The organism is Mesorhizobium metallidurans STM 2683, assembly GCF_000350085.1.
Taxonomy (GTDB): Bacteria; Pseudomonadota; Alphaproteobacteria; order Rhizobiales; family Rhizobiaceae; genus Mesorhizobium; species Mesorhizobium metallidurans.
Window position 1 is genome coordinate 21,443 of sequence record NZ_CAUM01000150.1, and the last position, 20,646, is coordinate 42,088.

19 protein-coding genes and 1 riboswitch are annotated in these 20,646 nt (G+C 64.3%); of the genes, 11 read left to right on the forward strand and 8 right to left on the reverse strand.

From position 1 onward, the window contains the following. Position 1 precedes the first annotated feature (1 nt). From MESS2_RS26925 to MESS2_RS26955, 7 genes are read left to right on the forward strand one after another with little or no spacing between them, the layout of a single operon-like run. Complete coding sequence (locus MESS2_RS26925) at positions 2 to 859, forward strand: carbohydrate ABC transporter permease (protein ID WP_008877750.1); 858 nt, start codon at positions 2 to 4, stop codon at positions 857 to 859. 4 nt (positions 860 to 863) lie between these two features. Then, positions 864 to 1,982: an ABC transporter ATP-binding protein gene (locus tag MESS2_RS26930; RefSeq protein WP_008877751.1), complete on the forward strand. Its 1,119-nt coding sequence runs from the start codon at positions 864 to 866 to the stop codon at positions 1,980 to 1,982. Beyond that, entirely contained in the window at positions 1,979 to 3,103 is a 1,125-nt protein-coding gene (locus tag MESS2_RS26935) for an ABC transporter ATP-binding protein (RefSeq protein ID WP_008877752.1), read from the forward strand. Before MESS2_RS26930 ends, MESS2_RS26935 begins: the two co-directional genes overlap by 4 nt. Next, the gene (locus MESS2_RS26940; protein WP_008877753.1) at positions 3,103 to 4,662 is read left to right on the forward strand and encodes an FGGY-family carbohydrate kinase; all 1,560 of its coding nucleotides are present in this window, start codon (positions 3,103 to 3,105) and stop codon (positions 4,660 to 4,662) included. The genes MESS2_RS26935 and MESS2_RS26940 overlap by 1 nt, the downstream gene beginning before the upstream one ends. Positions 4,663 to 4,680: 18 nt before the next feature. After that, entirely contained in the window at positions 4,681 to 5,718 is a 1,038-nt protein-coding gene (locus tag MESS2_RS26945; protein WP_008877754.1) for a 2-hydroxyacid dehydrogenase, read from the forward strand. A 49-nt stretch (positions 5,719 to 5,767) separates the two neighbouring features. Continuing rightward, positions 5,768 to 7,285: a glycerol-3-phosphate dehydrogenase gene (locus MESS2_RS26950; protein ID WP_008877755.1), complete on the forward strand. Its 1,518-nt coding sequence runs from the start codon at positions 5,768 to 5,770 to the stop codon at positions 7,283 to 7,285. Further along, positions 7,285 to 8,226 carry a sugar phosphate isomerase/epimerase family protein gene (locus MESS2_RS26955; protein WP_040594140.1) on the forward strand — a complete coding sequence of 314 codons (942 nt, stop codon included), beginning with the start codon at positions 7,285 to 7,287 and terminating at the stop codon, positions 8,224 to 8,226. The genes MESS2_RS26950 and MESS2_RS26955 overlap by 1 nt, the downstream gene beginning before the upstream one ends. Before the next feature lie 182 nt (positions 8,227 to 8,408). Here MESS2_RS26955 and fba read toward each other — a convergent pair whose 3' ends face one another. Then, on the reverse strand, positions 8,409 to 9,473 hold the full coding sequence (gene fba / locus MESS2_RS26960; RefSeq protein ID WP_008877757.1) for a class II fructose-bisphosphate aldolase: 1,065 nt from the start codon (positions 9,471 to 9,473) through the stop codon (positions 8,409 to 8,411). Between the two features lie 294 nt (positions 9,474 to 9,767). Here fba and MESS2_RS26965 point away from each other — a divergent pair, with 294 nt between their 5' ends. The 3 genes from MESS2_RS26965 to derI are packed head-to-tail and all read left to right on the forward strand — an operon-like array spanning position 9,768 to position 11,788. Next, complete coding sequence (locus MESS2_RS26965; protein ID WP_008877758.1) at positions 9,768 to 10,535, forward strand: DeoR/GlpR family DNA-binding transcription regulator; 768 nt, start codon at positions 9,768 to 9,770, stop codon at positions 10,533 to 10,535. Between the two features lie 11 nt (positions 10,536 to 10,546). Next, the gene (locus tag MESS2_RS26970) at positions 10,547 to 11,305 is read left to right on the forward strand and encodes a triose-phosphate isomerase (RefSeq protein WP_008877759.1); all 759 of its coding nucleotides are present in this window, start codon (positions 10,547 to 10,549) and stop codon (positions 11,303 to 11,305) included. A 39-nt stretch (positions 11,306 to 11,344) separates the two neighbouring features. Further along, positions 11,345 to 11,788, forward strand: coding sequence for a D-erythrulose-4-phosphate isomerase (gene derI / locus MESS2_RS26975; protein WP_008877760.1), 444 nt, complete (start codon positions 11,345 to 11,347; stop codon positions 11,786 to 11,788). Between the two features lie 62 nt (positions 11,789 to 11,850). Here the strand turns inward: derI and dhaL are convergent, their stop codons facing one another. The 5 genes from dhaL to oiaX all read right to left on the reverse strand — a co-directional run bounded on the left by dhaL (position 11,851) and on the right by oiaX (position 16,897). Continuing rightward, the gene (dhaL, locus tag MESS2_RS26980) at positions 11,851 to 12,489 is read right to left on the reverse strand and encodes a dihydroxyacetone kinase subunit DhaL (RefSeq protein WP_008877761.1); all 639 of its coding nucleotides are present in this window, start codon (positions 12,487 to 12,489) and stop codon (positions 11,851 to 11,853) included. A 10-nt stretch (positions 12,490 to 12,499) separates the two neighbouring features. Beyond that, the gene (locus MESS2_RS26985) at positions 12,500 to 13,507 is read right to left on the reverse strand and encodes a dihydroxyacetone kinase subunit DhaK (protein ID WP_040594141.1); all 1,008 of its coding nucleotides are present in this window, start codon (positions 13,505 to 13,507) and stop codon (positions 12,500 to 12,502) included. A gap of 73 nt (positions 13,508 to 13,580) precedes the next feature. After that, the gene (locus tag MESS2_RS26990) at positions 13,581 to 14,054 is read right to left on the reverse strand and encodes a 6,7-dimethyl-8-ribityllumazine synthase (protein ID WP_008877763.1); all 474 of its coding nucleotides are present in this window, start codon (positions 14,052 to 14,054) and stop codon (positions 13,581 to 13,583) included. A 76-nt stretch (positions 14,055 to 14,130) separates the two neighbouring features. Continuing rightward, positions 14,131 to 14,274, reverse strand: a riboswitch (FMN riboswitch). 33 nt (positions 14,275 to 14,307) lie between these two features. Beyond that, positions 14,308 to 15,642, reverse strand: a complete 1,335-nt coding sequence (locus tag MESS2_RS26995; protein ID WP_008877764.1) for a four-carbon acid sugar kinase family protein — start codon at positions 15,640 to 15,642, stop codon at positions 14,308 to 14,310. A 4-nt stretch (positions 15,643 to 15,646) separates the two neighbouring features. After that, complete coding sequence (oiaX, locus tag MESS2_RS27000; RefSeq protein ID WP_008877765.1) at positions 15,647 to 16,897, reverse strand: 3-oxo-isoapionate-4-phosphate decarboxylase OiaX; 1,251 nt, start codon at positions 16,895 to 16,897, stop codon at positions 15,647 to 15,649. A gap of 165 nt (positions 16,898 to 17,062) precedes the next feature. Here oiaX and MESS2_RS27005 point away from each other — a divergent pair, with 165 nt between their 5' ends. Next, positions 17,063 to 17,776 (forward strand): transcriptional regulator NanR, encoded by a 714-nt coding sequence (locus MESS2_RS27005; protein WP_008877767.1) that lies wholly within the window; start codon positions 17,063 to 17,065, stop codon positions 17,774 to 17,776. 2 nt (positions 17,777 to 17,778) lie between these two features. Here MESS2_RS27005 and apnL read toward each other — a convergent pair whose 3' ends face one another. Both apnL and MESS2_RS27015 read right to left on the reverse strand, forming a co-directional pair. Then, positions 17,779 to 19,614 (reverse strand): D-apionate lactonase, encoded by a 1,836-nt coding sequence (gene apnL, locus MESS2_RS27010; RefSeq protein ID WP_008877768.1) that lies wholly within the window; start codon positions 19,612 to 19,614, stop codon positions 17,779 to 17,781. After that, the gene (locus MESS2_RS27015; RefSeq protein WP_008877769.1) at positions 19,611 to 20,645 is read right to left on the reverse strand and encodes a Gfo/Idh/MocA family protein; all 1,035 of its coding nucleotides are present in this window, start codon (positions 20,643 to 20,645) and stop codon (positions 19,611 to 19,613) included. The genes apnL and MESS2_RS27015 overlap by 4 nt, the downstream gene beginning before the upstream one ends. Position 20,646 lies beyond the last annotated feature (1 nt).

The following is a 20,646-nucleotide window of genomic DNA, read 5'->3' on the forward strand; positions in this document are numbered from 1 at the left end:
GATGGAACACACCTCGCTTCTCGAACGCTTCCTGCGCGGCGCGGCACTCACGCTGGTCGTCATTTTCTTCATGTTCCCGATCGTCTGGATCTTCATGATGTCGTTCCAGACCAACGAGACCATCCTGCGCATTCCGCCGCAGCTTGTCTTCGAACCGACGCTCGCCAACTATACCGCTCTGATTACCGGAAAGCTGACGACGGCGGCCGGCACGCTCGATATCGCCTTCATGCGCAACCTCTGGAATTCCGTGTTTCTGTCGGTCACCTCGGTCGCTGTCGCGCTGCTGCTCGGCGTTCCCGCGGCCTACGCCTTTGCGCGGCACAAGTTCCGTGGCTCTGAGGACATCGCCTTCACGCTATTGTCGTTCCGCTTCGCGCCGGCGCTTCTGGTGCTGTTGCCGCTCACCCTCTATTTCCAGAAGCTGGGCCTCGCCAACACCTATATCGGACTGATCTGGGTCTATCAGTTGATCTGCCTGCCGCTGATCCTGTGGATCGTGCGTGGCTATTTCGAGGACATTCCGGCCGACATCGAATACGCCTATCGCATTGCCGGCCACTCCTGGTTCGCCACCTTCCGCAAGATCGCGCTGCCGCTCGCCGGTCCCGGTATCGCGGCCGCCGGCCTGCTCGCCTTCATCTTCGCCTGGAACAATTTCGTCTTCGCCCTCGTGCTCGCCTCGGCCGACAAGCAGCCGGTGACGGTCGGGGCGCTTGCCTTCATCACCTCTTCGGGCATCCAGTATGGCCAGATCTCGGCGGCCATCGTGCTGTCGATCACGCCGACGCTGGCGCTCGCGCTCTACGCGCAGCGCTATCTCGTCGAAGGCCTGTCGCTCGGCGCTGTGAAAGGATAGTCCGATGGCAAGCCTTGAACTGAAAAACATCGTCAAGCGCTACAAGAGCCAGACCGTCCTCGACAACCTGTCGCTGACCGTCGCCGATGGCGAGACGCTGGTCCTGTTCGGGCCTTCAGGAGCCGGCAAGACCGTGCTGCTGCGACTGGTCGCCGGCGTCATCGATCCCGACGAAGGCAATATCCTGATCGGCGGCGAGGACATGACCGATGTCGATGCCGAGTTCCGTGGCGTCGGCATGGCGTTCCAGAACTTTGCACTGTTTCCGCATATGAGTGCCTTCGACAACATTGCGACGCCGCTTGAGGCCAGGCACTCCTCTCAATCGACGATCAAGGCAGGTGTCGAGAGCGTCGCCAAGCTGCTCAAGATCGGCCATGTCCTCAGTCACAAGCCGCGCGCCCTGTCCAACGGTCAGAAACAGCGTACCGCGCTCGCCCGCGCCCTGGTCGGCGCGCCGCCGCTACTGCTGCTCGACGATCCCTTGCGCAACGTCGATGCCAAACTGCGCTTCGAGATGAGGCTCGAACTGCCGCGGCTTCTGGCTGATCGTGGCGCGACGGTCGTCTACGTCACCCAGGACTACAAGGAGGCGATGGCGCTCGGCGATCGCATCGCGGTGATGTCGCAAGGTGTCATCAAGCAACTTGGCACGCCCGAGCAGATCTATCGTGAGCCGGCGAACATCGAGATCGCGCGGCTGTTCGGTGATCCGACCATCAACCTGCTCGACGTCAAGCCGTCGCGCGATGCCAAGGGCGTCTATGTCGGCCTGTCGAATGTCCAGGTTCATCTGCCAGCTGCCTACGAGACGGCGGTCGGCCGCGACTGCGTCATCGGGTTGCGCCCGGAAGCGCTGAGCTTCGTCGATGGAGGAGCGCCCGGCGCCATTCCCGTGACCGTCGAAGCCGAGACGCCGCTCAACGAAAAGATCGTCACGCTGGTGCGCACCGTGCGCGGTCGCGAAATCCTGGTGTCGCGTCCAGCCGGAACGCCGGGCCAGACCGAAGGCAAGGCCCATATCGCCGTCGACAGCAAAAGCGCGCTGTTGTTTGATCATGCAAGCGGCGAGCGGATAGGCTCGAAGAACGTCGTCAGCTTGCGCAATGGAGAAGCGGCATGAGCGCCAGCGCACTGACCATTTCCGGCGTCGACAAATTCTACGGCCCGATCGACAGAGGCGTGCACGCCGTCCAGAACCTGACGATGGAGATCGGCAAGGGTGAGATCGTCGCGCTGCTCGGCTCGTCCGGCTGCGGCAAGACCTCGACATTGCGCATGATAGCCGGCTTCGAAGAGGTCTCGCGCGGCACGATCTCGGTCGCCGGCCGCCAGGTACACAGGCTGGCGCCGGTCAAGCGCAATGTGGCGATGGCGTTCGAGGGCTATTCGCTCTATCCGCCGCTGACCGTGCGCGAGAACATGGCTTTCGCGCTGAAGGCGGCCAGATTGCCGAAGAGCGAGGTCGACGCCAAGGTCGCCAGCATCGCCAAATTGCTCGAGATCGACGACATCCTTGAGCGCTATCCAAGCTCCATCTCGGGCGGCCAGCAACAGCGCGCCAGCCTTGGCCGGGCGCTGATCCGCGAGGCCGACCTGCATCTCCTGGACGAGCCGATGGGCCAGCTCGAGCCGCAGCTCCGCGCCGTGCTGCGCGGCCGCATCAAGCATTTCATCAAGGAGCGCGGTCTGACCGCAATCCTGGTCACCCACGACCAGACCGAGGCCAATGCGCTCGCCGATCGCATCGCGGTCATGGAAGGCGGCGTGCTGCAGCAGTTCGATACATCAGACAGGATCAAGCAGCGGCCGGCGAACCTGTTCACCGGCACTTTCGTCGGCGAACCGCCGATGAATGTCTTCGAAGCCTATGTCGGCACGACTGCAGGCAAGATCAATCTGCGGCTCCCCGACGGGCTCTCGCTTGACTATAACAAGGATGCTTTCAGCGCCCCCGTACGTGATGAGCTGCTCAACCGCGAGCGGGTTGTGATCGGCGTCAGGCCCTATGCGGTCCGCCGCTCGAAGGACGGCGTGCCGGCGACCGTCTCGGCCAATCAATGGCTCGGCGACCAAACGCATATCGCTGCCGATTTCGCCGGCGGCTCGCTGGTGCTGGTCGAGCATGACCGGACCCGCCTGGAGCTTGGCGCGCCGATCAATGTCAGCATTGATCCGAAGAACCTGCACGTCTTCGACCAGGTCAGCGGCAAGGCCATTTCGCACGGTATGGAGCTTGCCTGATGCGGGATGTGCTGATCGGCATCGACGCCGGCACGTCTGTCATCAAATCCGTCGCCTTCGATACGGCGGGCCGACAGCTCGCGGCCACCGCGCTGCCGAACAAATATGAGACATTGCCGGGCGGCGGCGCCGAGCAGGATCTCGCGCGCACCTGGCTCGATACCGCTGCTACCTTGCGCCAGCTCGCCGACAAGGTGCCAAACCTCGCCAGTCGGGTGATCGCGATCGCAGTGACCGGGCAGGGCGACGGCACCTGGCTGATCGACAGGAAGGGCGAGCCGGTCGCCAAGGGCTGGCTGTGGCTCGACGCGCGCGCCGCGGGGGTCGTCGAGGAAATCCGCGCGCGACCAGAGGATCGATTGCGTTTTGAGAAGACCGGCAGCGGTCTCGCCGCCTGCCAGCAGGGATCGCAGTTCGCCCTCATGAAGCGCAACATGCCCGAAATGCTTGCCAAGGCGGCGACGGCGTTTCACTGCAAGGACTGGCTCTATTTCAAGCTGACCGGCGAGCGGGCCACCGACCCGTCGGAAGGGACTTTCACCTTCGGCGACTTCCGCACGCGCGGTTACAGCGACGAGGTGCTCGATGTGCTCGGCGTCACCGATCTGAGGCATCTTCTGCCGCCGATCGTCGACGGAACCAGGCAGAGCGCCGGCCTGTCGCAGGCAGCGGCCGATGCCACCGGCCTCATCGCCGGCACGCCGGTCGTGCTCGCTTATGTCGATGTGGTCTGCACGGCGCTCGGCGCCGGCCTGCTCGACCGCGAGCGCAAGCCCGGCTGCTCCATCATAGGCTCCACCGGCATGCATATGCGGCTGGCGCGGACGCCGGACGAAGTGCTGCTCAACGAGGCGGCGACCGGCTACACGATGACGATGCCGGCGCCCGGCGTCTTTGCGCAGATGCAGTCGAACATGGCGGCGACGCTCAACATCGATTGGGTGCTTGGTCTGGCCTCCGGCATTCTCGCCTCGCAAGGCATCACGCGCAGCAATGGCGAGATGATCGCGCTGGTCGACAAATGGATAGCGTCGGCGGAGCCGGCCTCGCTGCTCTATCAGCCCTATGTGTCGGAAGCAGGCGAGCGCGGCCCGTTCGTCGATGCCAATGCCAGGGCCGGCTTTGTCGGCATTTCGTCGCGGCATGGCTATGCCGACCTGGTCCGCGCCGTTTTCGAGGGGCTGGCCTTCGCGGCCCGCGATTGCTACGCCGCCATGGGTCCGCTGCCCATGGAGGTTCGTTTGACGGGCGGCGCGGCCAGAAGTCCGGCCTTGCGCAAGATACTGGGCGCTGCGATCGGCTCAGATATTCGCACCAGCGAGCGCGAGGAGGCGGGTGCCGCAGGCGCCGCCATGATCGCGGCGGTGTGTGTCGGCCAATACGCATCGATGGATGAATGCGTCGGCGAATGGGTCACCCCGCTGCTTGGCGCGGCCGAGCCGAGCGACCAAAAACTTGCCGCCATCTACGAGCGGCTTGTTCCATCCTACACATTGGCGCATGAGGCGCTGCGGCCGGTCTGGCGTTCGATGGCCGCGCCCAGGACAAAACCGACGTGACGAGTTGAGAAGTCGAGTATGCGCAAGATAGCGATCATTGGCGACCGTTTCATGCTTCCCGAAGTATTCCGCGCGAAAATCGAGGAAGCCTGCGGCGACCATCTCGACATCCGCACGCTTGAGACCGCCTGGCCCGACGAGCCGATGCAGTTCGGCAATACCGCCCTCGGCCTCGACAAGGTCAAGGAGTACTTTGGCGATCCGGACGAGGTGGTGGATTTCATCGGCGATGCCGAAATCTTCGTCACTCAGCTCTCGCCGGTCTCCGAGGCCATGATGCGGCGCTTGCCGGCCCTCAAGCTGGTTGCAGTGTCGCGCGGCGGTCCGATCAACATCGACATGGCCGCCGCCAAAGCGCACGGCATCACTGTCGTCAATGTTCCCGGCCGCAATGCGAGTGCTGTGGCCGAGTTCACCATCGGCGCCATCCTTGCCGAGACGCGGCTGATCCGGGTCGGGCACGAGGCCTTACGCAAGGGGGAATGGCGCGGCGATCTCTACCGCGCCGACCGCACCGGCCGCGAGCTCAACGAATTGACCGTCGGCGTCATCGGCTACGGCAATATCGGCACCAGGCTGGTGCGCCTGCTGCGCGCCTTCGGTTGCCATATCCTGGTCTCCGACCCCTATGTGCAGTTGAGCGCGGACGACCGCAAAGCCGGCGTCGAGCTTGTCGCGCTCGACGATCTTCTCGCTCGCTCCGACGTGGTGACGCTGCATTCCCGGGTGACCGAAGAGACCCGTGGCCTGATCAACAGGGGCACCATCGCCAGGATGAAGCCGGGGGTGATCTTCATCAACACCGCGCGCGGACCCCTGGTCGACTATGACGCGCTCTATGAGGCATTGGTGTCCGGTCATATCGCCAGCGCCATGCTGGAAACCTTCGCGGTCGAGCCGGTACCTGCCGACTGGCCGCTGCTGCAATTGCCGAACGTGACCCTGACGCCGCACATCGCCGGCGCTTCGGTGCGCACCGTCACCTATGCCGCCGAGCAGGCCGCCGAGGAGGTGCGCCGCTACCTCGCCGGTCTGCCGCCGGTCAATCCGTGCTGAAAGCCGCAGAAGCCATGAAGGACTTGCTACGCATCGAGGGCCCAGTGAGATGAGCGGCGATACCGAAATCGTCGACCTCTTCGTCATCGGCGGCGGCGTCAACGGCGCCGGCATCGCGCGCGACGCCGCCGGCCGCGGCCTCTCCGTCACCCTTTGCGAGAAGGATGATCTCGCCGAAGGCACCAGTTCGCGCTCCGGCAAGCTCGTCCATGGCGGCCTGCGCTATCTCGAATACTACGAGTTCCGCCTGGTGCGCGAGGCGCTGATCGAGCGTGAGGTGCTGCTGGAATCGGCGCCGCACATCATCTGGCCGATGCGCTTCGTGCTGCCGCACAGCCCCGACGACCGGCCGGCCTGGCTGGTCCGGCTCGGCCTGTTCCTCTACGACCATCTCGGCGGCCGCAAACGGCTGCCGGCCACCCGCACGCTCAACCTGCGCACCGCGCCCGAAGGCGCGCCAATCGAGGACGCCTTCAGGCGCGGCTTCGAGTATTCCGACTGCTGGGTCGACGACGCCCGCCTCGTCCTCCTCAATGCGTTGGACGCGGCCGAACGGGGAGCGAGGATCCTGACCCGGACCGCTTGCACCGCCGCTCGTCGCGAAAACGGCCTGTGGTCGGTCGAGATGCGCGACGGTAGGACCGGTATCAAAACCACGGTGCGGGCAAAGGCGCTGATCAACGCCGCCGGTCCCTGGGTCAACGACGTCATCAACCGCGTCGCCGGCCAGAACTCCAGGCGCAACGTCCGCCTGGTCAAGGGCAGCCACATCGTCGTGCCGAAATTCTGGGAAGGGCGGCAGGCCTATCTCATCCAGAACAGCGACAAGCGGGTGATCTTCATCAATCCCTACCAGAACGATCTCGCTTTGATCGGCACGACCGACATTCCCTACGAAGGACGGCCGGAAGACGTCAAGGCCGAGAACAGCGAGATCGATTATCTGATCAGGGTCGTCAACCGCTACTTCAAGCGCGGGCTTGCCCGCGAGGATGTCGTCCATTCGTTTTCCGGGGTCAGGCCGCTCTATGACGACAACGCCGACAATCCGAGCGCGGTGACCCGTGACTACATCTTCGAGCTCGACGCTTCGGCGGGGCAGGCGCCGCTGCTCTCGGTCTTCGGCGGCAAGATCACCACTTTCCGCAAGCTGGCCGAACACGCGCTGGACCGTATCGCGCCCTTCTTTCCAGCGATGGGCAAGCCCTGGACATCGAAAGGGCATCTGCCCGGCGGCGACATCGCCAATGCCGATTTCGAACAATTCCTCGGCGATCTCGGTCGCGACTATCCCTGGATGCCGGCATCCCTCACCAAGCACTATGGCCGGCTCTACGGCACACGGACGCGCGTTCTGGTCGGTTCGGCGCGCGCGCTCGCCGATCTGGGACGGCGTTTCGGCAAGGATTTCTTCGAACGCGAAGCCAATTACCTGTTCGAGCACGAATGGGCGCTGACATCGGCCGATATTCTGGAACGGCGCACCAAGCATGGCCTGCATCTGTCGGCCGCGGAAAAAAACGCCTTCGAGAATTGGTGCGCGAGCCGGCTGGCAAAGGCAGGCTGATGACCTTCACGCTGTCCCTCAACACCAATCCGCTGGTCAACCGTTTTGCCGACCCGGACGATCTGATCGACACGATCGCTTACGACATCGGCATCAGGGACGTTCAGCTCACGCATGAATTCGTCAATCCCGGCTGGCCGGCGGCGACGATCATAAAATTCATCCGGCTGTTCCGCACCGCGCTCGGCCGCACCGGCGTGCGCGTGACATCGGGGATGACCGGCCCCTATGGCCGGCTCAATCATTTCGGCCATCCCGACGCCGATGTGCGCCGCTACTATGTCGACTGGTTCAAGACCTTCGCCGACATTTCGGCGGAGCTCGGCGCCAGCGGCATGGGCACGCAGTTCGCGATCTTCACCCACCGCGACTATGACGATGCCGGGCGCCGCGCCCGGCTTTTCGACATCGCCATGGAATGCTGGCGCGAGGTCGCCGAACATGCGAAGGCGGCCGGACTGACCTATCTGTTCTGGGAGCCGATGTCGGTCGGCCGCGAATTCGGCCACACGATCGAGAACTGCCGGACGCTGCATCGGGAGATCGAAGCCGCCGGCATGGCCATTCCGCTGAAGATGATGGTCGACATCGATCATGGCGACGTCACCTCGAGCAACCCCGCCGACATCGATCCCTATGCCTGGGCCGAGGCGTTTCCTCTGGTGTCGCCGATCATCCACATCAAGCAGTCATCGATGAACAAGGGCGGCCACTGGCCCTTCACCGCCGCCTACAACAGGGATGGCCGCATCACGCCGGAGAAATTCCTGGAGACGATGCGGCGCGGTGGCGGCACCGACAATGAGATCTGCCTCGAATTGTCGTTCCGCGAGCGTGAGCCGGTCGATCACCAGGTCGTCGCCATGATCCGTGAATCGGTCGACTACTGGGCGCCTTTCATCGACGCTGGCAGGGCGGCAATTCTGCCGCAAGCCGAGTAGAACGACAGGGCAAGTGCCCCCTCACCCGGATTGCCAACCGAATTGCGAAGGGCAATTCGGGGCAATCCGACCTCTCCCCGAGGCGAGAGGAGATCGCCGGCGTTGGCGCTAAGCCTCTTCTCCCCAGCGGGGAGAAGGTGGACGCGAAGCGGCCGGATGAGGGGGAACCTCACATACGAGACTCAGCCGAATTTCGGATCGAGGCTGCCCGACTTGTAGCGCTTGGCCATTTCCGAGACCGGCAGCGGCTTGATCTTCGGCGCGTTGCCGGCGGTGCCGAACTGCTCGAAGCGCTCCTTGCACAGCTTCCGCATCGCCGCCATCGCCGGCGTCAGATATTTGCGCGGATCGAACTCGCTCGGGTTCTCGGTCAGCACCTTGCGGATCGCGCCGGTCAGCGCCATGCGGTTGTCGGTGTCGATGTTGATCTTGCGCACGCCGTGCTTGATGCCGCGCTGGATTTCCTCGACCGGCACGCCCCAGGTCGGCTTCATCTGGCCGCCATATTTGTTGATGATCTCCTGCAGCTCTTCCGGCACCGAGGACGAGCCGTGCATGACCAGGTGCATATTCGGCAGGCGACGGTGGATCTCCTCGATCACGTTCATGGCCAGAACCGCGCCGTCCGGCTTGCGCGAGAATTTATAAGCGCCGTGGCTGGTACCCATGGCGACGGCCAGCGCATCGACATTCGTGTCCTTGACGAATTCCACCGCCTGTTCCGGATCGGTCAAGAGCTGGTCGTGGCTGACGGCGCCTTCGACGCCATGGCCGTCCTCCTGCTCGCCGCCGCCCATCTCCAGCGAACCGAGAACGCCGATCTCGCCTTCCACCGACACGCCGCCCCAATGCGCCATGTCGACGACGCGGCGCGTGATGCCGGAATTATAGCCGTAGTCGGCCGGCGTCTTGCCGTCTTCCTTGAGCGAGCCGTCCATCATCACCGAGGTGAAACCGTACTGGATCGCGGTTACGCAGGTGGCTTCGTTGTTGCCATGGTCGAGATGCATGCAGACCGGGATGTCGGGGTGGATCTCGACCAGCGCATCGATCAGCTTGGCCAGCACCACGTCGTTGGCATAGGCCCGCGCCCCGCGGCTCGCCTGCAGGATCACCGGCGACTTGGTCTCCTCGGCGGCCTCCATGATGGCGAGGCCCTGTTCCATGTTGTTCATGTTGAAGGCCGGCACGCCATAGCCGTGTTCGGCGGCATGGTCGAGCAATTGTCTCAGTGTGATGCGAGCCACCCAATAGTCTCCCGTGTCTGGTTTCGAACCCGTGTTTGCTGGCTGTCCGGTCGTCGTTCAGCCCGCTGATGCTTCTGGCCGGATTTCCACCGAACCGCAACCTTTGGACACGCCGCCCGCAGCAATTCTTGTTACAGGACAGTGATCAAAGGCAGAAAAATATCCCAAAGAAATATAACATTATCACAACAATTTTGGTGTAGGTGCGACTTTTTCTGTTATAATAATATCGGATCTGGGCATGGCCACGATAAGTTTCAGGGCGAGCCAGGGTTCGCAAAAATAGGCTCAGCAATGAAAAGCGACAGCCGGCGGCAAGGCATCATGGATTTTCTGATGGACGCGGGAACGGCGAGTGTCGACGACCTTGCCTCGCGTTTCAGCGTGTCGAAGATGACTGTCCATCGCGACCTCGATGAGCTCGAGGAAAGCGGCTTCCTGCGCAAGGTGCGCGGCGGCGCCTCGATCCAGCCGAGCGGCTTGTTCGAGAGCGATTTCCGCTACCGTCAGAAACAGGCGGGCGAGGAGAAGCAGCGCCTGGCCGCTGCCGCGGTGGCGATGATCGAACCGGGCCAGACCGTCATCATCGACGACGGCTCGACGGCGGGCGGTATTGCCGGACATTTGGCCGATCTGCGCCCGCTGACGGTGATCTCCAACAATCTGGCCGTCATCCAGGAACTGGCCGGCGTTGGCGGCATCACCCTGATCGCGCTTGGCGGCCAGTACAGCAAGAAGTTTCACGGCTTCTTCGGCCTGCTGGCCGAGGATACGTTGAAATCACTGCGCGCCGACGTGGCATTCCTGTCGTCGTCGGCCATCCACGGCGCCTCCGCCTTCCATCAGGACCAGGAAGTGGTCCAGACCAAGCGGCTGATGATGGCCGCCGCGGCGCGCAAATATCTGCTGGTCGATCACGGCAAGTTCGATCGCACCGCGCTGCATTTCCTGACCGATCTCAAGGCGTTCGATACCGTCTTCACCGGTCGCGAACTGGAGCCGTCGATGCGCGAGGCGCTGGATGGTGCCGGTGTTTCGGTAACGATTGTCGACAAGGACTGAGAGGGATACGCGTGGTTTACTGGGTCGGTACAAGCTGGAAGATGAACAAGACGCTGGCCGAGGCGCTTGCCTTCGCCAAAGCGTTGGCCGGCTTCGTGCCGGGCTTCGACGATCGTATCCAGCCCTTCGTCATTCCACCCTTCACGGCGGTGCGCGAGGTCAAGCAGGCGCTGTCGCCGACGCGGATCAAGGTCGGTGCCCAGAACATGCATTGGGACGACGCAGGCGCCTGGACCGGCGAGATCTCGCCGCTGATGCTGACCGATTGCGGGCTCGACCTCGTCGAGCTCGGCCATAGCGAGCGGCGCGAGCATTTCGGCGAAACCGATCATGCCGTCGGCCTCAAGACCGCCGCGGCGGTAAAGCATGGTTTGATACCGCTGATCTGCGTCGGCGAGACGCTTGCCGAGCGCGAAGGCGGGCGGGCCGAAGCCGTGCTGACCGCGCAGGTGCAAGGCGCGTTGCAATTCCTCGAAGGCGAGGCAAGGGGCGAAAAAATCCTGTTTGCCTACGAGCCGGTCTGGGCAATCGGCGACAAGGGCATTCCAGCCAGCTCCGACTACGCCGACAGGCAGCAGGCGCTGATCAAGCAGGTCGCCGCCGCGCTGATCCCTGCCACACCGCCGGTGCTTTATGGCGGCAGCGTCAACCCCCAGAATGCCGCCGAACTGATCGGCCAGCCGCATGTCGACGGCCTGTTCATCGGCCGTTCCGCCTGGCAGGCGGAAGGCTACATCGACATCCTCCAACGCGCCTCGGCGGCGATCTGAACCGATCGAATTCTCATTCAATCAAGGAAGGACACGACCATGAAAATAGCCATTGGAGCCGACAGCGCCGGCAAGCCGCTGCTCGACGTGATCGCAGCTCATCTCGCCACCAAGTCTGGCCTCACCGTGAGCGATCTCAGCCAGGCCGGCTACTATGCCGACCTGTCGCAGAAACTCGCCCAGACGATCGTCGATGGCGAGAACGATCGCGGCATCCTGTTTTGCGGCACCGGCATCGGTGTTTCGATCTCGGCCAACAAGGTGCCGGGCATTCGCGCCGCGCTCACCCACGACACCTATTCGGCGGAACGCGCGGCGAAATCCAACAACGCCCAGATCATCACCATGGGCGCCCGCGTCATCGGTCCGGAACTTGCCAAGGCGATCGTCGATGCCTGGCTGGCCTCGGAGTTCGACGAAAAGGGCCTGTCGGCCGGCAATGTCCAGGCGATCGACAAGCTTGATGCGGCCAAGGCAGGCTAGAGTATCGGACCCAAATTCCGACTCTCAAACAAAGAGCTAGAGCGGCAGGCTGATTCGTCGCTCTAAGCCAGGCCTTTGCGCATCGCGCCGATGACGGTGACAGCCGACGCTGCGCCCGGATCCATGTGCCCGAGCGACCGCTCGCCGAGCCGCGACGAGCGGCCCTTCGCGGCGATCATGTCCTTGGTCGCCTCGGCGCCGCGCTCAGCGGCGGCGAACGCCGCGTCAAGACTTTCGGCCAGCGTCCTGCCGGCGGCATGCGCGGTGGCCGCCGCTTCGGCCGCCGGCTGCCAGGCATCGACCATCGTCTTTTCGCCGAGCTCGGCCTTGCCGCGATCCCTGATGCCTTGCGCCATCGCCTGCAACATGGCGACCACATCCGCGTCCGCCAGCGCCGCCTTGCCCTTGACGGCGGCGGCACCGCGCATGAAAGCCGTGGCATAGAGTGGGCCGGACGACGCGCCAACGGCATTCAGGAACGATTTCGCCGCGGTGTTGAGCAATGCCGTAGGCTCGATCGCCGAAAGGTCGAGCGCGGCCAGCACATCGCGCACCGCACCGAAGCCGAGCGCCATGGCGATGCCATGGTCGGCGTCGCCGATGACGCCGTCGAGCTGACAAAGCCGGTCCTTGTCGGCCTCGATCGCCACCGCGATTTCATCGAACATTGTCTTCAGGCCGGCCGTATCGATGGCTGTCATGGAACTGCTCTCAGCCGGCGCGGAACATGGCGCAATCGCAAGGGTGGTCGAGCATGGTCTGCAATTCGCCGTCGAGATGCATCAGCGTCACCGAGGCGCCGGCCATCTCCAGCGAGGTGCAGTAATTGCCGACCCAGGTCGCGTGCACCGAGACACCGATGTCGTCGAGCCTCCGCCTGAGCCTGCGGTTCATGATGTAGAGTTCCATCAGCGGCGTCGAGCCGAGCGAATTGACGAGCACGGCGACCTTGTCGCCGCGCACTGGGGCCATCTCGGCGAGGATCTTGTCCAGCATCTCGTCGGTGATCTCGTCGGCCGTTTTCAGTTTTCCGCGTGCGATACCCGGCTCGCCATGGATGCCCATGCCGATCTCCATCTCGTCCGGCCCGATTTCGAAATTCGGCCGGCGGGTCTGCGGCAGCGAGCAGGGCGACAGCGCCACGCCCATGGTGAAGGTGTGGTCGTTGGCCTTGCGGGCGATGCGCTCGCATTCGTCGAAGGAGAGCATCCGGTCGCAGGCGGCACCCGCTGCCTTGAAGATGAAGAAATTGCCGGCGACGCCGCGCCGTTTCTGCCGCTGGTCGCGCGGTGCCGAAGCGACATCGTCGGTGCTCAGCACCGTGCGCACCTCGATGTCGTCCATGGCTGCCATCTCTGCCGCCATGTCGAAATTCATCACGTCGCCGGCATAGTTGCCATACATGAACAGCACGCCGGCGCCGCCGCTGACCGCCTTGGCGCATTCGAGGATCGGGTCCGGCGGCGGCGAGGCAAAGACGTTGCCGATTGCCGCCGCATCCGCCAGCCCCTTGCCGACGAAGCCGAGAAAGGTCGGCTCATGGCCCGAACCGCCGCCGATGACGAGGCCGACCTTGCCGGCGCGCGGTCCGTCGCGGGCGATGATCGAGCGCGGGCTGCCGGCAGCACTTTTGAGGTGGCGCGGATGCGCGGCGAGGACGCCTTCCAGCATCTCGTCGACGGAACGGTTGCCGTCGTTGATGATCTTCTTGGTCTGCACCGGCATCCTCCCGCCTTCGGTATTTTCCGGGATACTACCGGGTGCTACCCGGATTTCCACCCGGCAATGGATCTTACGCCGCGACCTGTTCGCGCGCGGCGAGGATTTCGACACAGGCCCTGGCCGCCTCTTTTCCTTTGACCTGGAAGTGCTCGAAGAAGAAGCGATGGTGCTCGGCGCTGTCATGGTAATTGTGCGGCGTGAGCACCGCCGAAAGCACCGGCACGCCGGTCGACAATTGCACGTTCATCATGCCGTCAATGACGGCGCCCGCCACGAACTCATGCCGGTAGATGCCGCCATTGACGACGAAGGCCGTGCCGAGGATCGCGGCATAGCGACCGGTCGCGGCCAATGTCTTGGCATGCAGCGGGATTTCGTAGGCGCCCGGCACGTCGAAGACATCGACGGCAAAGCGGTTCTCCCCGAGCACCGCCAGTTCCGCCTCGAACGCTTGCACGCACTGGTCGACGATGTCGGCATGCCAGCGCGCGCGAACAACGGCGACGCGAACAGTTTCATAGTTTTTGTGGGAATGCAGATTCATGGGTCCATCCTTCCGTTTCGAACCAGAATCAGGACGCACGATACGGAATCCGGCCCGTCGAGACGGTCCGTCTTTCGCTCGTTCTCTTCCATCCGGACTATACCGTCGGCCCCGGAATCACACCGGATCTGCTGACCTTCCCGTAACTGAGAAGCGCTCGCGGGCTTGGGCCGAAACCTTTACCGCCGGTGGGGACTTTCACCCCGCCCTGAGAACATTAACGTCGCTGGTATGGAAGGGCAGGGCGCCGCTGTCAACCGCCGAGGCCGTCGCGGATGGCTGAGAAATAGCGATCGGTCCCGACCTGCCCGCCCTTGAGCGCGACCTCCAGCCCATCGATCGCCTCGATGCGCGAATGCGCGACGCACAGCGGCGAGCCCGGCGATGCCGGCAGCGGCATCCTGACCGTCAGCGCATCGACCCCCATCTGGCCGAGCGCGTGGCTCGACGTGTCGCCGCCGGCGATGACGACGCGCGTGAGCTCTTGCTGGATCGTCAGGTCGCGCAGCAGCGCGCCGAGGCCGCGGCCGAGCTTGTGGCGCGCGCCCTCCTGCCGGTCGATCTCGGCGCCCCGGTCGGCGGCGGGGCCGAGCGCTGTATAGAGGACGACGCTGCGTCCGGCTTGCAGGCTGGCACGGCCGCTTGCTGCCGCGCGCTCGATCGCCTGTTCGGAAGTCTCGGAGACCAGTTCGACAGGATCGACCTCGACGCCGTCGAAGCCGTCGGTCAGGGCATGGCGGATCTGTCTTTCGGTGGTCGGCGAACAACTGCCCGACACGACCGCGATGCGATCGGCGGCCCCCGGCGGCGCGAAGCTTGATATAGCCCCGACGGTGTCATTCGACGCCCATTCGGCGAGCAGCGTATACTCTATCCCGGACGAGCCGGCGACGAAGGAGCCGCCGGTCTTGCGAGTGCGCCAGATCTCCTTGCCGGCAAGCGCCTGGGTCTCCCGGCTGTCGACGTCGACAAGCACGATGGCCGCGCCATTTTCCACCAGGCGATCGAACGCTTGCGACCGCGAGGCCGACTGCAATGTCGCCAGGTCAAGCAATCCCGAGGCAAGCCCGGTCTGCCGCGACAGATGCACCAAAAGGTCGGATTCATCCATCGGCGTCGTCGGGTGGCGGCTCATCACCGGATGGCGGTCGATGCGGTAGTACTTGTCGCGATAGGCGGCGAACAGATGGCCGAAGGCGGTGTAGCGCTTGAGCTGCGGTGCGCCGACCACCAACGGCACGCTGCCCTGCTTGAACACATCGCGGCCGATCTCGATTGCCCGGCCGATGCTGCCGATCGTCGGGCTGGAATCGAAGGTCGAGCAGACCTTGTAATGGCAGATCTCGGCATTCAGCGTCTTCAGCCAGCCAAAGGCATCACGCAGATGCGTCTCCATCCATTGCGGCGTCTCGCTGCGGCTGGTGCCGGCGAGACCAATGGCGCGGCAATGCGCGAACCGCGCAAGCTGTGCCGCGTCCGGCTGGCGCATGAACAGCACGGTTGGCACGCCGCCGAGTTCGAGCGCCTCCATCACATCGGTCGAGCCGGTGAGGTCGTCGCCATAGTAGCTGAGCAGCAGGCTTTGCATGATTTCAGGCCGCCTTGCCGTCACCGAACTTCTCGATCGAGCGTGCCAACTCGACATGGCTCTTGGCGAAATCCTCAAGCGGAATGCCGTCGACCGCCGCCTGCCAGGCCTGCTGCACGGCGCGCACGCCGGCCCCCGGCCCGTCCGGATGGCTGACAATGCCGCCGCCGCAGAGATAGAGCAGATCGACCGTCCGCCCGGTCCGCCGGTAGGTCTCCGGCGCCTGTCCGCCCCATTGGCCGGACCCCGCCACCGGCAGCGCGCAATCATCGGCCGAAAAGATCGGCGTCGTCACCGCCTTGAAGGATTCGACGAAGGACCAGTCCGGCTCCCAGTATTTCGAGGCGATGCCGTTGATCTGGAACTGGTCGACGCCGAGCAGCCGCCAGAATTGCTGCCAGACCTTGAAATCCATGCCAAGGCCGGGGTGGCGGGTCAGGATATCCCAACCATTGCGGTGGGCGTGCAGCACCAGGCTGGAGCGCTTCCTCAGGAACGCCATGCCGCCAAAACCGATCGAATTGATGTTGACCACCGCGCAATTGCCGCCGGCCTTCGCCACCAGATCATGATTGCGCATCATCTCGTCGGGATCGGCATGCGAGATGCCGAAGGCATACATCACCTTCCTGCCGGTCTTCTGTTCATGGTCGAGGATCAGCGGCATGATCGCCTTCACCCGCTCAGCCAGCGGTGAATAGGCCGGGCTCATCAGCTTCTCGTCGTCCTTGATGAAATCGACGCCGGCGGCGATCAACTCGCCCACCATCTCGGCCGTCTCGTGCGGCCTCAGCCCCAGTGCCGGCTTGACGATGGTGCCGATGATCGGACGGTCCGAGACACCGGTCAGCTTGCGGCTGCCGGCGACGCCGAACTGTGGGCCCGGATGCGCGCCGCGATATTCGTCCGGCAGCTTCATGTCGACGACGCGGATGCCGGACAGACCCCTGATCGAATAGGTGCCGCCAATGGCGATTGTCATCAGCGCTGACAGGTCGGTGCCGATGGCGTCGAACGGGAAGGCGATGTCGACGTCGGCGCGCTTGAACGGCCCGTCGCCTGCCTCGGGAATGGATGGCTGCTCCGCCTCGGACAGGTGGCGGCTCGCCAGCACGCGCGCCGCCACGCGCGCCTTCAACTCCTCGGTCTCGCCCGGCAGCGCAACGAAAGTGCCGGTCGACTGGTCGCTGGCGATCTTGGCCGCCAATGCCTCGATGCTGCCCGAGGTCTCGATGCGATAGGTGAGGGTGATCATGATCCGCTGTCTCAGGTCGTGAGGAGTTCGAAAAAGGTTCCCTGATCTTCGAAATCTGGTATAATGAGTACATAAGTATTGCAAGCGATATCCCGCCCGGCGGGCATTCCGGGAATCATGGCGGCAATGCTAAATAGATACCGGTCAAGGGAGTGATTCGCGACGATGAACCGTTCGGAGCCGATCGTCCGGCGCAAGCTTTCCGACGAAGTCTTTGTCAGGCTGAAGCGCCTGATCACCAGCGGCGAATTGCAGCCGGGCGACGACATGCCGTCCGAGCGCGAGCTGATGGAGCGCTTCGAGGTCGGCAGGCCGGCGATCCGCGAGGCGATGCAGGCGCTGAGCAATATGGGGCTGGTCGCGATCTCGCACGGCGAGCGTGCCAAGGTGCTGCAATTGACCGCCAAGTCGATCATCAGGCAGGTCGACGGCGCGGCCAAGATCATCCTGTCGTCGTCGAAGGACACGCTGGAGCACCTCAAGAACGCGCGCATCTTCTTCGAGCGCGGCATGGTCAAGGAAGCCGCCGAAAAGGCCACCGCCGAGGATGTGCTGCGGCTCAAGGCAACGGTAGCCGAGCAGCGCGGCGCGCGCGGCGATTCCGAGGCCTTCATCGCCGCCGACATGAAGTTCCATACCCAGATCGCTGCCATATCCGGCAACCCGATCTATGTCGCCGTCAGCGAAGCGATGCTGGGCTGGCTGAAGGAATACCACACTGAAATGCTGATCTGGACCGGCAAGGAAAAGTTCACGCTGACCGAGCACGAAGAGATCATCGACCGCATCGAGAAGCGGGATGCCGATGGCGCCGAGAAGGCGATGATCAAGCATCTCGAACGCTCGCGTTCGCTCTATGTCATGAATTCCGGCAGCTGATTTCACCCGATCCGGGTGATGGCGTAAGGCGCCATCACAAGCTGGCCTTGGCCAAGCACGGAACCATCAACCGTCACGTCGCCCGCCGTCAGGTTCGCCAGCCACATCACGGTCTCGCCGGACGCAGCGCGCCCGGCCAGCGCGAGCACCTTGGTCTCGTCGCTCGTTTTCGCCGCAACATGTGCAAGGCCGGCCAGTCCGCATAGCCCCTTGATCGCCCCGAAGATCGGCCGGGGTTTGCCTTCCGCGACGGGTTCGCCCGCCGCCGCCAGCACACCGAACGGTCCAGTGAAGGCGGACAGCGTGAGCTGTTCCAGTCCGGCCGGCGCCACACGTGCGGCATAGCCGATCGTCCATGCCGTCGCGAACTGGCCGGCATGGCGCGGATCGCGGTCGGCCATGGCGATGCGCTGCCCCCCGGGATTGTCCTTGGTCGCGCCGCCATAAGGGTTCTGCCGCATGGCGATCGTTGACGGACCGATGCGGTATGGCTTTGCACCGAAGATCGCCCGCGCCGATTTCGTGATGAAGGGCAGCGCTTCCAGCGACTGCATGACGCTGAGATCGTCGGCGGCATGCACGATTGGGCAGGTGCAATGGGTGACAAAATCGAGCTGGCCGGCCGGGACGCGCTTGCGGTTCAACTCGGTGAAATAGCTGAACATGCCGCCGCCGAGGCGGATGCCGGGAAAGGCGCGCCGCGCCGCGGCATAGACGCCTTCGAGCGGCGGACACTCGGGCCAGGCGCTGCCCGGCGGCGTCGACTGCCGGTCGACCGAAGGCGAGGCGGCGATGGCCGAAAGCTTCAAGCCGGCCTGGCGCACCATGCCGGCGACATCGGAGAGCTCGGTATCGAGATCGCCTGTGCAGGCAACGACGCATTCGAGCGTTGTCCCGGCCGGATAGGCGGCGGCTAGCCGGGCGAAGGATTGCAAGGCGGCGAGCCCGTGACCGCGCGTCGGATCATAGTGGAAGATCAGCTGCTGCGGGCCGAGTTCGGCCAGCGTTGGCAGGTTGGCAAGCGCTGTCTCGACCTCGTCCGGATAGATGATCACCCCGATATCGGGCAGCCGCGCGCCGGCCTCGCCAAGCTCGACGCGGACCGGCGGGGCAGCCGCCGAGGCGGGCAGGGCGCTATCGCCGGTGATGCGCAGGCTGACTGTCTGCCTGTTGGATTGTCCGGCGGGCAGCACATAAGGCCATGGCAGCGCCAGCGGCCGGACATAAGTCTTGTAGGACGCGTCCGACCAGTTGCGCTGGTCCTCCATCTCGAAAGTGTCGCCTTCCATACGGCATTCGGCGGTGACGCCGGGCCGGACTTCATGGGTGATGGCGCGTAAATCCTTGAAAGGCTGCCAGGGGTCGATCAGTTCGGGAAGCTTTGTCGCCACCACGCTGCCGTCGGTATGCTCGACCGTCACCGGGCAGCCGGCCAGGCCGGCGATCGGATGCAGGATGCAGAAGCCGCAGCGGTTGGTCTCGAAATCGCTTTCGGGCAGGGCGCTGACGTCGAACACCAGTGTGCCGTCGGCGGAGCCTTTGATGGTGGCTCTGAAGTCGAGCCGGCTTCCGCCCGACCCCACACAGCTTGCCGAATAGCTGACGGAGAAGGCATCAGCGCCCTGGTCGATGACTAGGTCGCTCAGTTCAGGCTCGTAAGTGCCCCAGTCGCGGTCGCGCACGATATAGGCGATGGCGCGCAGCACTTCGATGTCGCCATGCCGGATGGTGCGTAGATTGCCGTTGACCAAGTCGGCGCTGAGCGCACCGGCCCTCAGCCTGACCGGCTCGGCTTCGACGGCGCGCGTGCCGCAGAGCGGAAAGGCGTCGGCCGTCATCTCAGCAAACTCTCGAGTGACACCGGGTCGCGGCTCTCGGCACCGGCATAGGCGGCCTCGACCAGCGCCAATGTCCTGAGATTATCGGCACCCGAGGTTGCGGGCTCGATCCCCTTCGCCAGGCAGTCGACCCAGTGCTGTTGAATGGCGACGACGCTTTCCTGGATGTTGTGCCAGGGACGTGACGCCCAAGGCAGCAATGGCGGCGAGACATTGCTGACCACGGTGCCGCTCTTGCCGGCAACGGTGAGCCGATAGCCCTGCGCCAGCCGGATCGTGCCGTCGCTGCCGTCGATCTCGATCAGCGTTTGCGGAAACGGCTCGGTGGCGAGCCTGGTCGCGTAGCTGCAGTCGACCACCGAGGTCGCGCCGCCGACATGGTCCATCAGCATGGTGGCGACATCCTCGCCGGCAATGGCGGGATTGATGCGCGCGGTCCGCGTGGTGATGACAGACACGTCGCCCAACAGGAAGCGGGCGATGTCGAGGATGTGGATGCCGAGATCCTCGATGATGAAGCGCTTGCCGGTCGCCAGATAAGGCTGGCCGGAGAACACGTCATAGGCCGAACGGAAGGAGATGCGGCCGAAGAAGGGCGTGCCGATCTCGCCGCTGTCGACTACGGCGCGCACCGCCTGGATCGGCGATTGCCAGCGAAAATTCTCGTGCACCATCAGCGGCACGCCGGCCTCAGTGCACGCCTTCACCATTGCCTTGGCGTCGGCGAGCGTCGGCGCGAACGGCTTTTGGCAGATCACCGGCACGCGATGCCTGGCCGCCATCTCGACCAGCGGCCGATGGCTTGGCGCGGTGGTGGCGATGTCGACGAAGTCGAGCGTCTCGCCAGCGAACATTTCCGCCGCGTCGGTGTAGCGCTTCGCAATGCCGAACTGGTCGCCGACGATCTTCAGCCGCTCGGGGTCGCGATCGCAGATGGCGACGATCGCGACACCCTCGATGTCGCGCCAGCCATGCATCTGGTTGACGGCAAAGAAGCCGCAGCCGATCAGCGCTCCGCGCAGCTCCGCCATG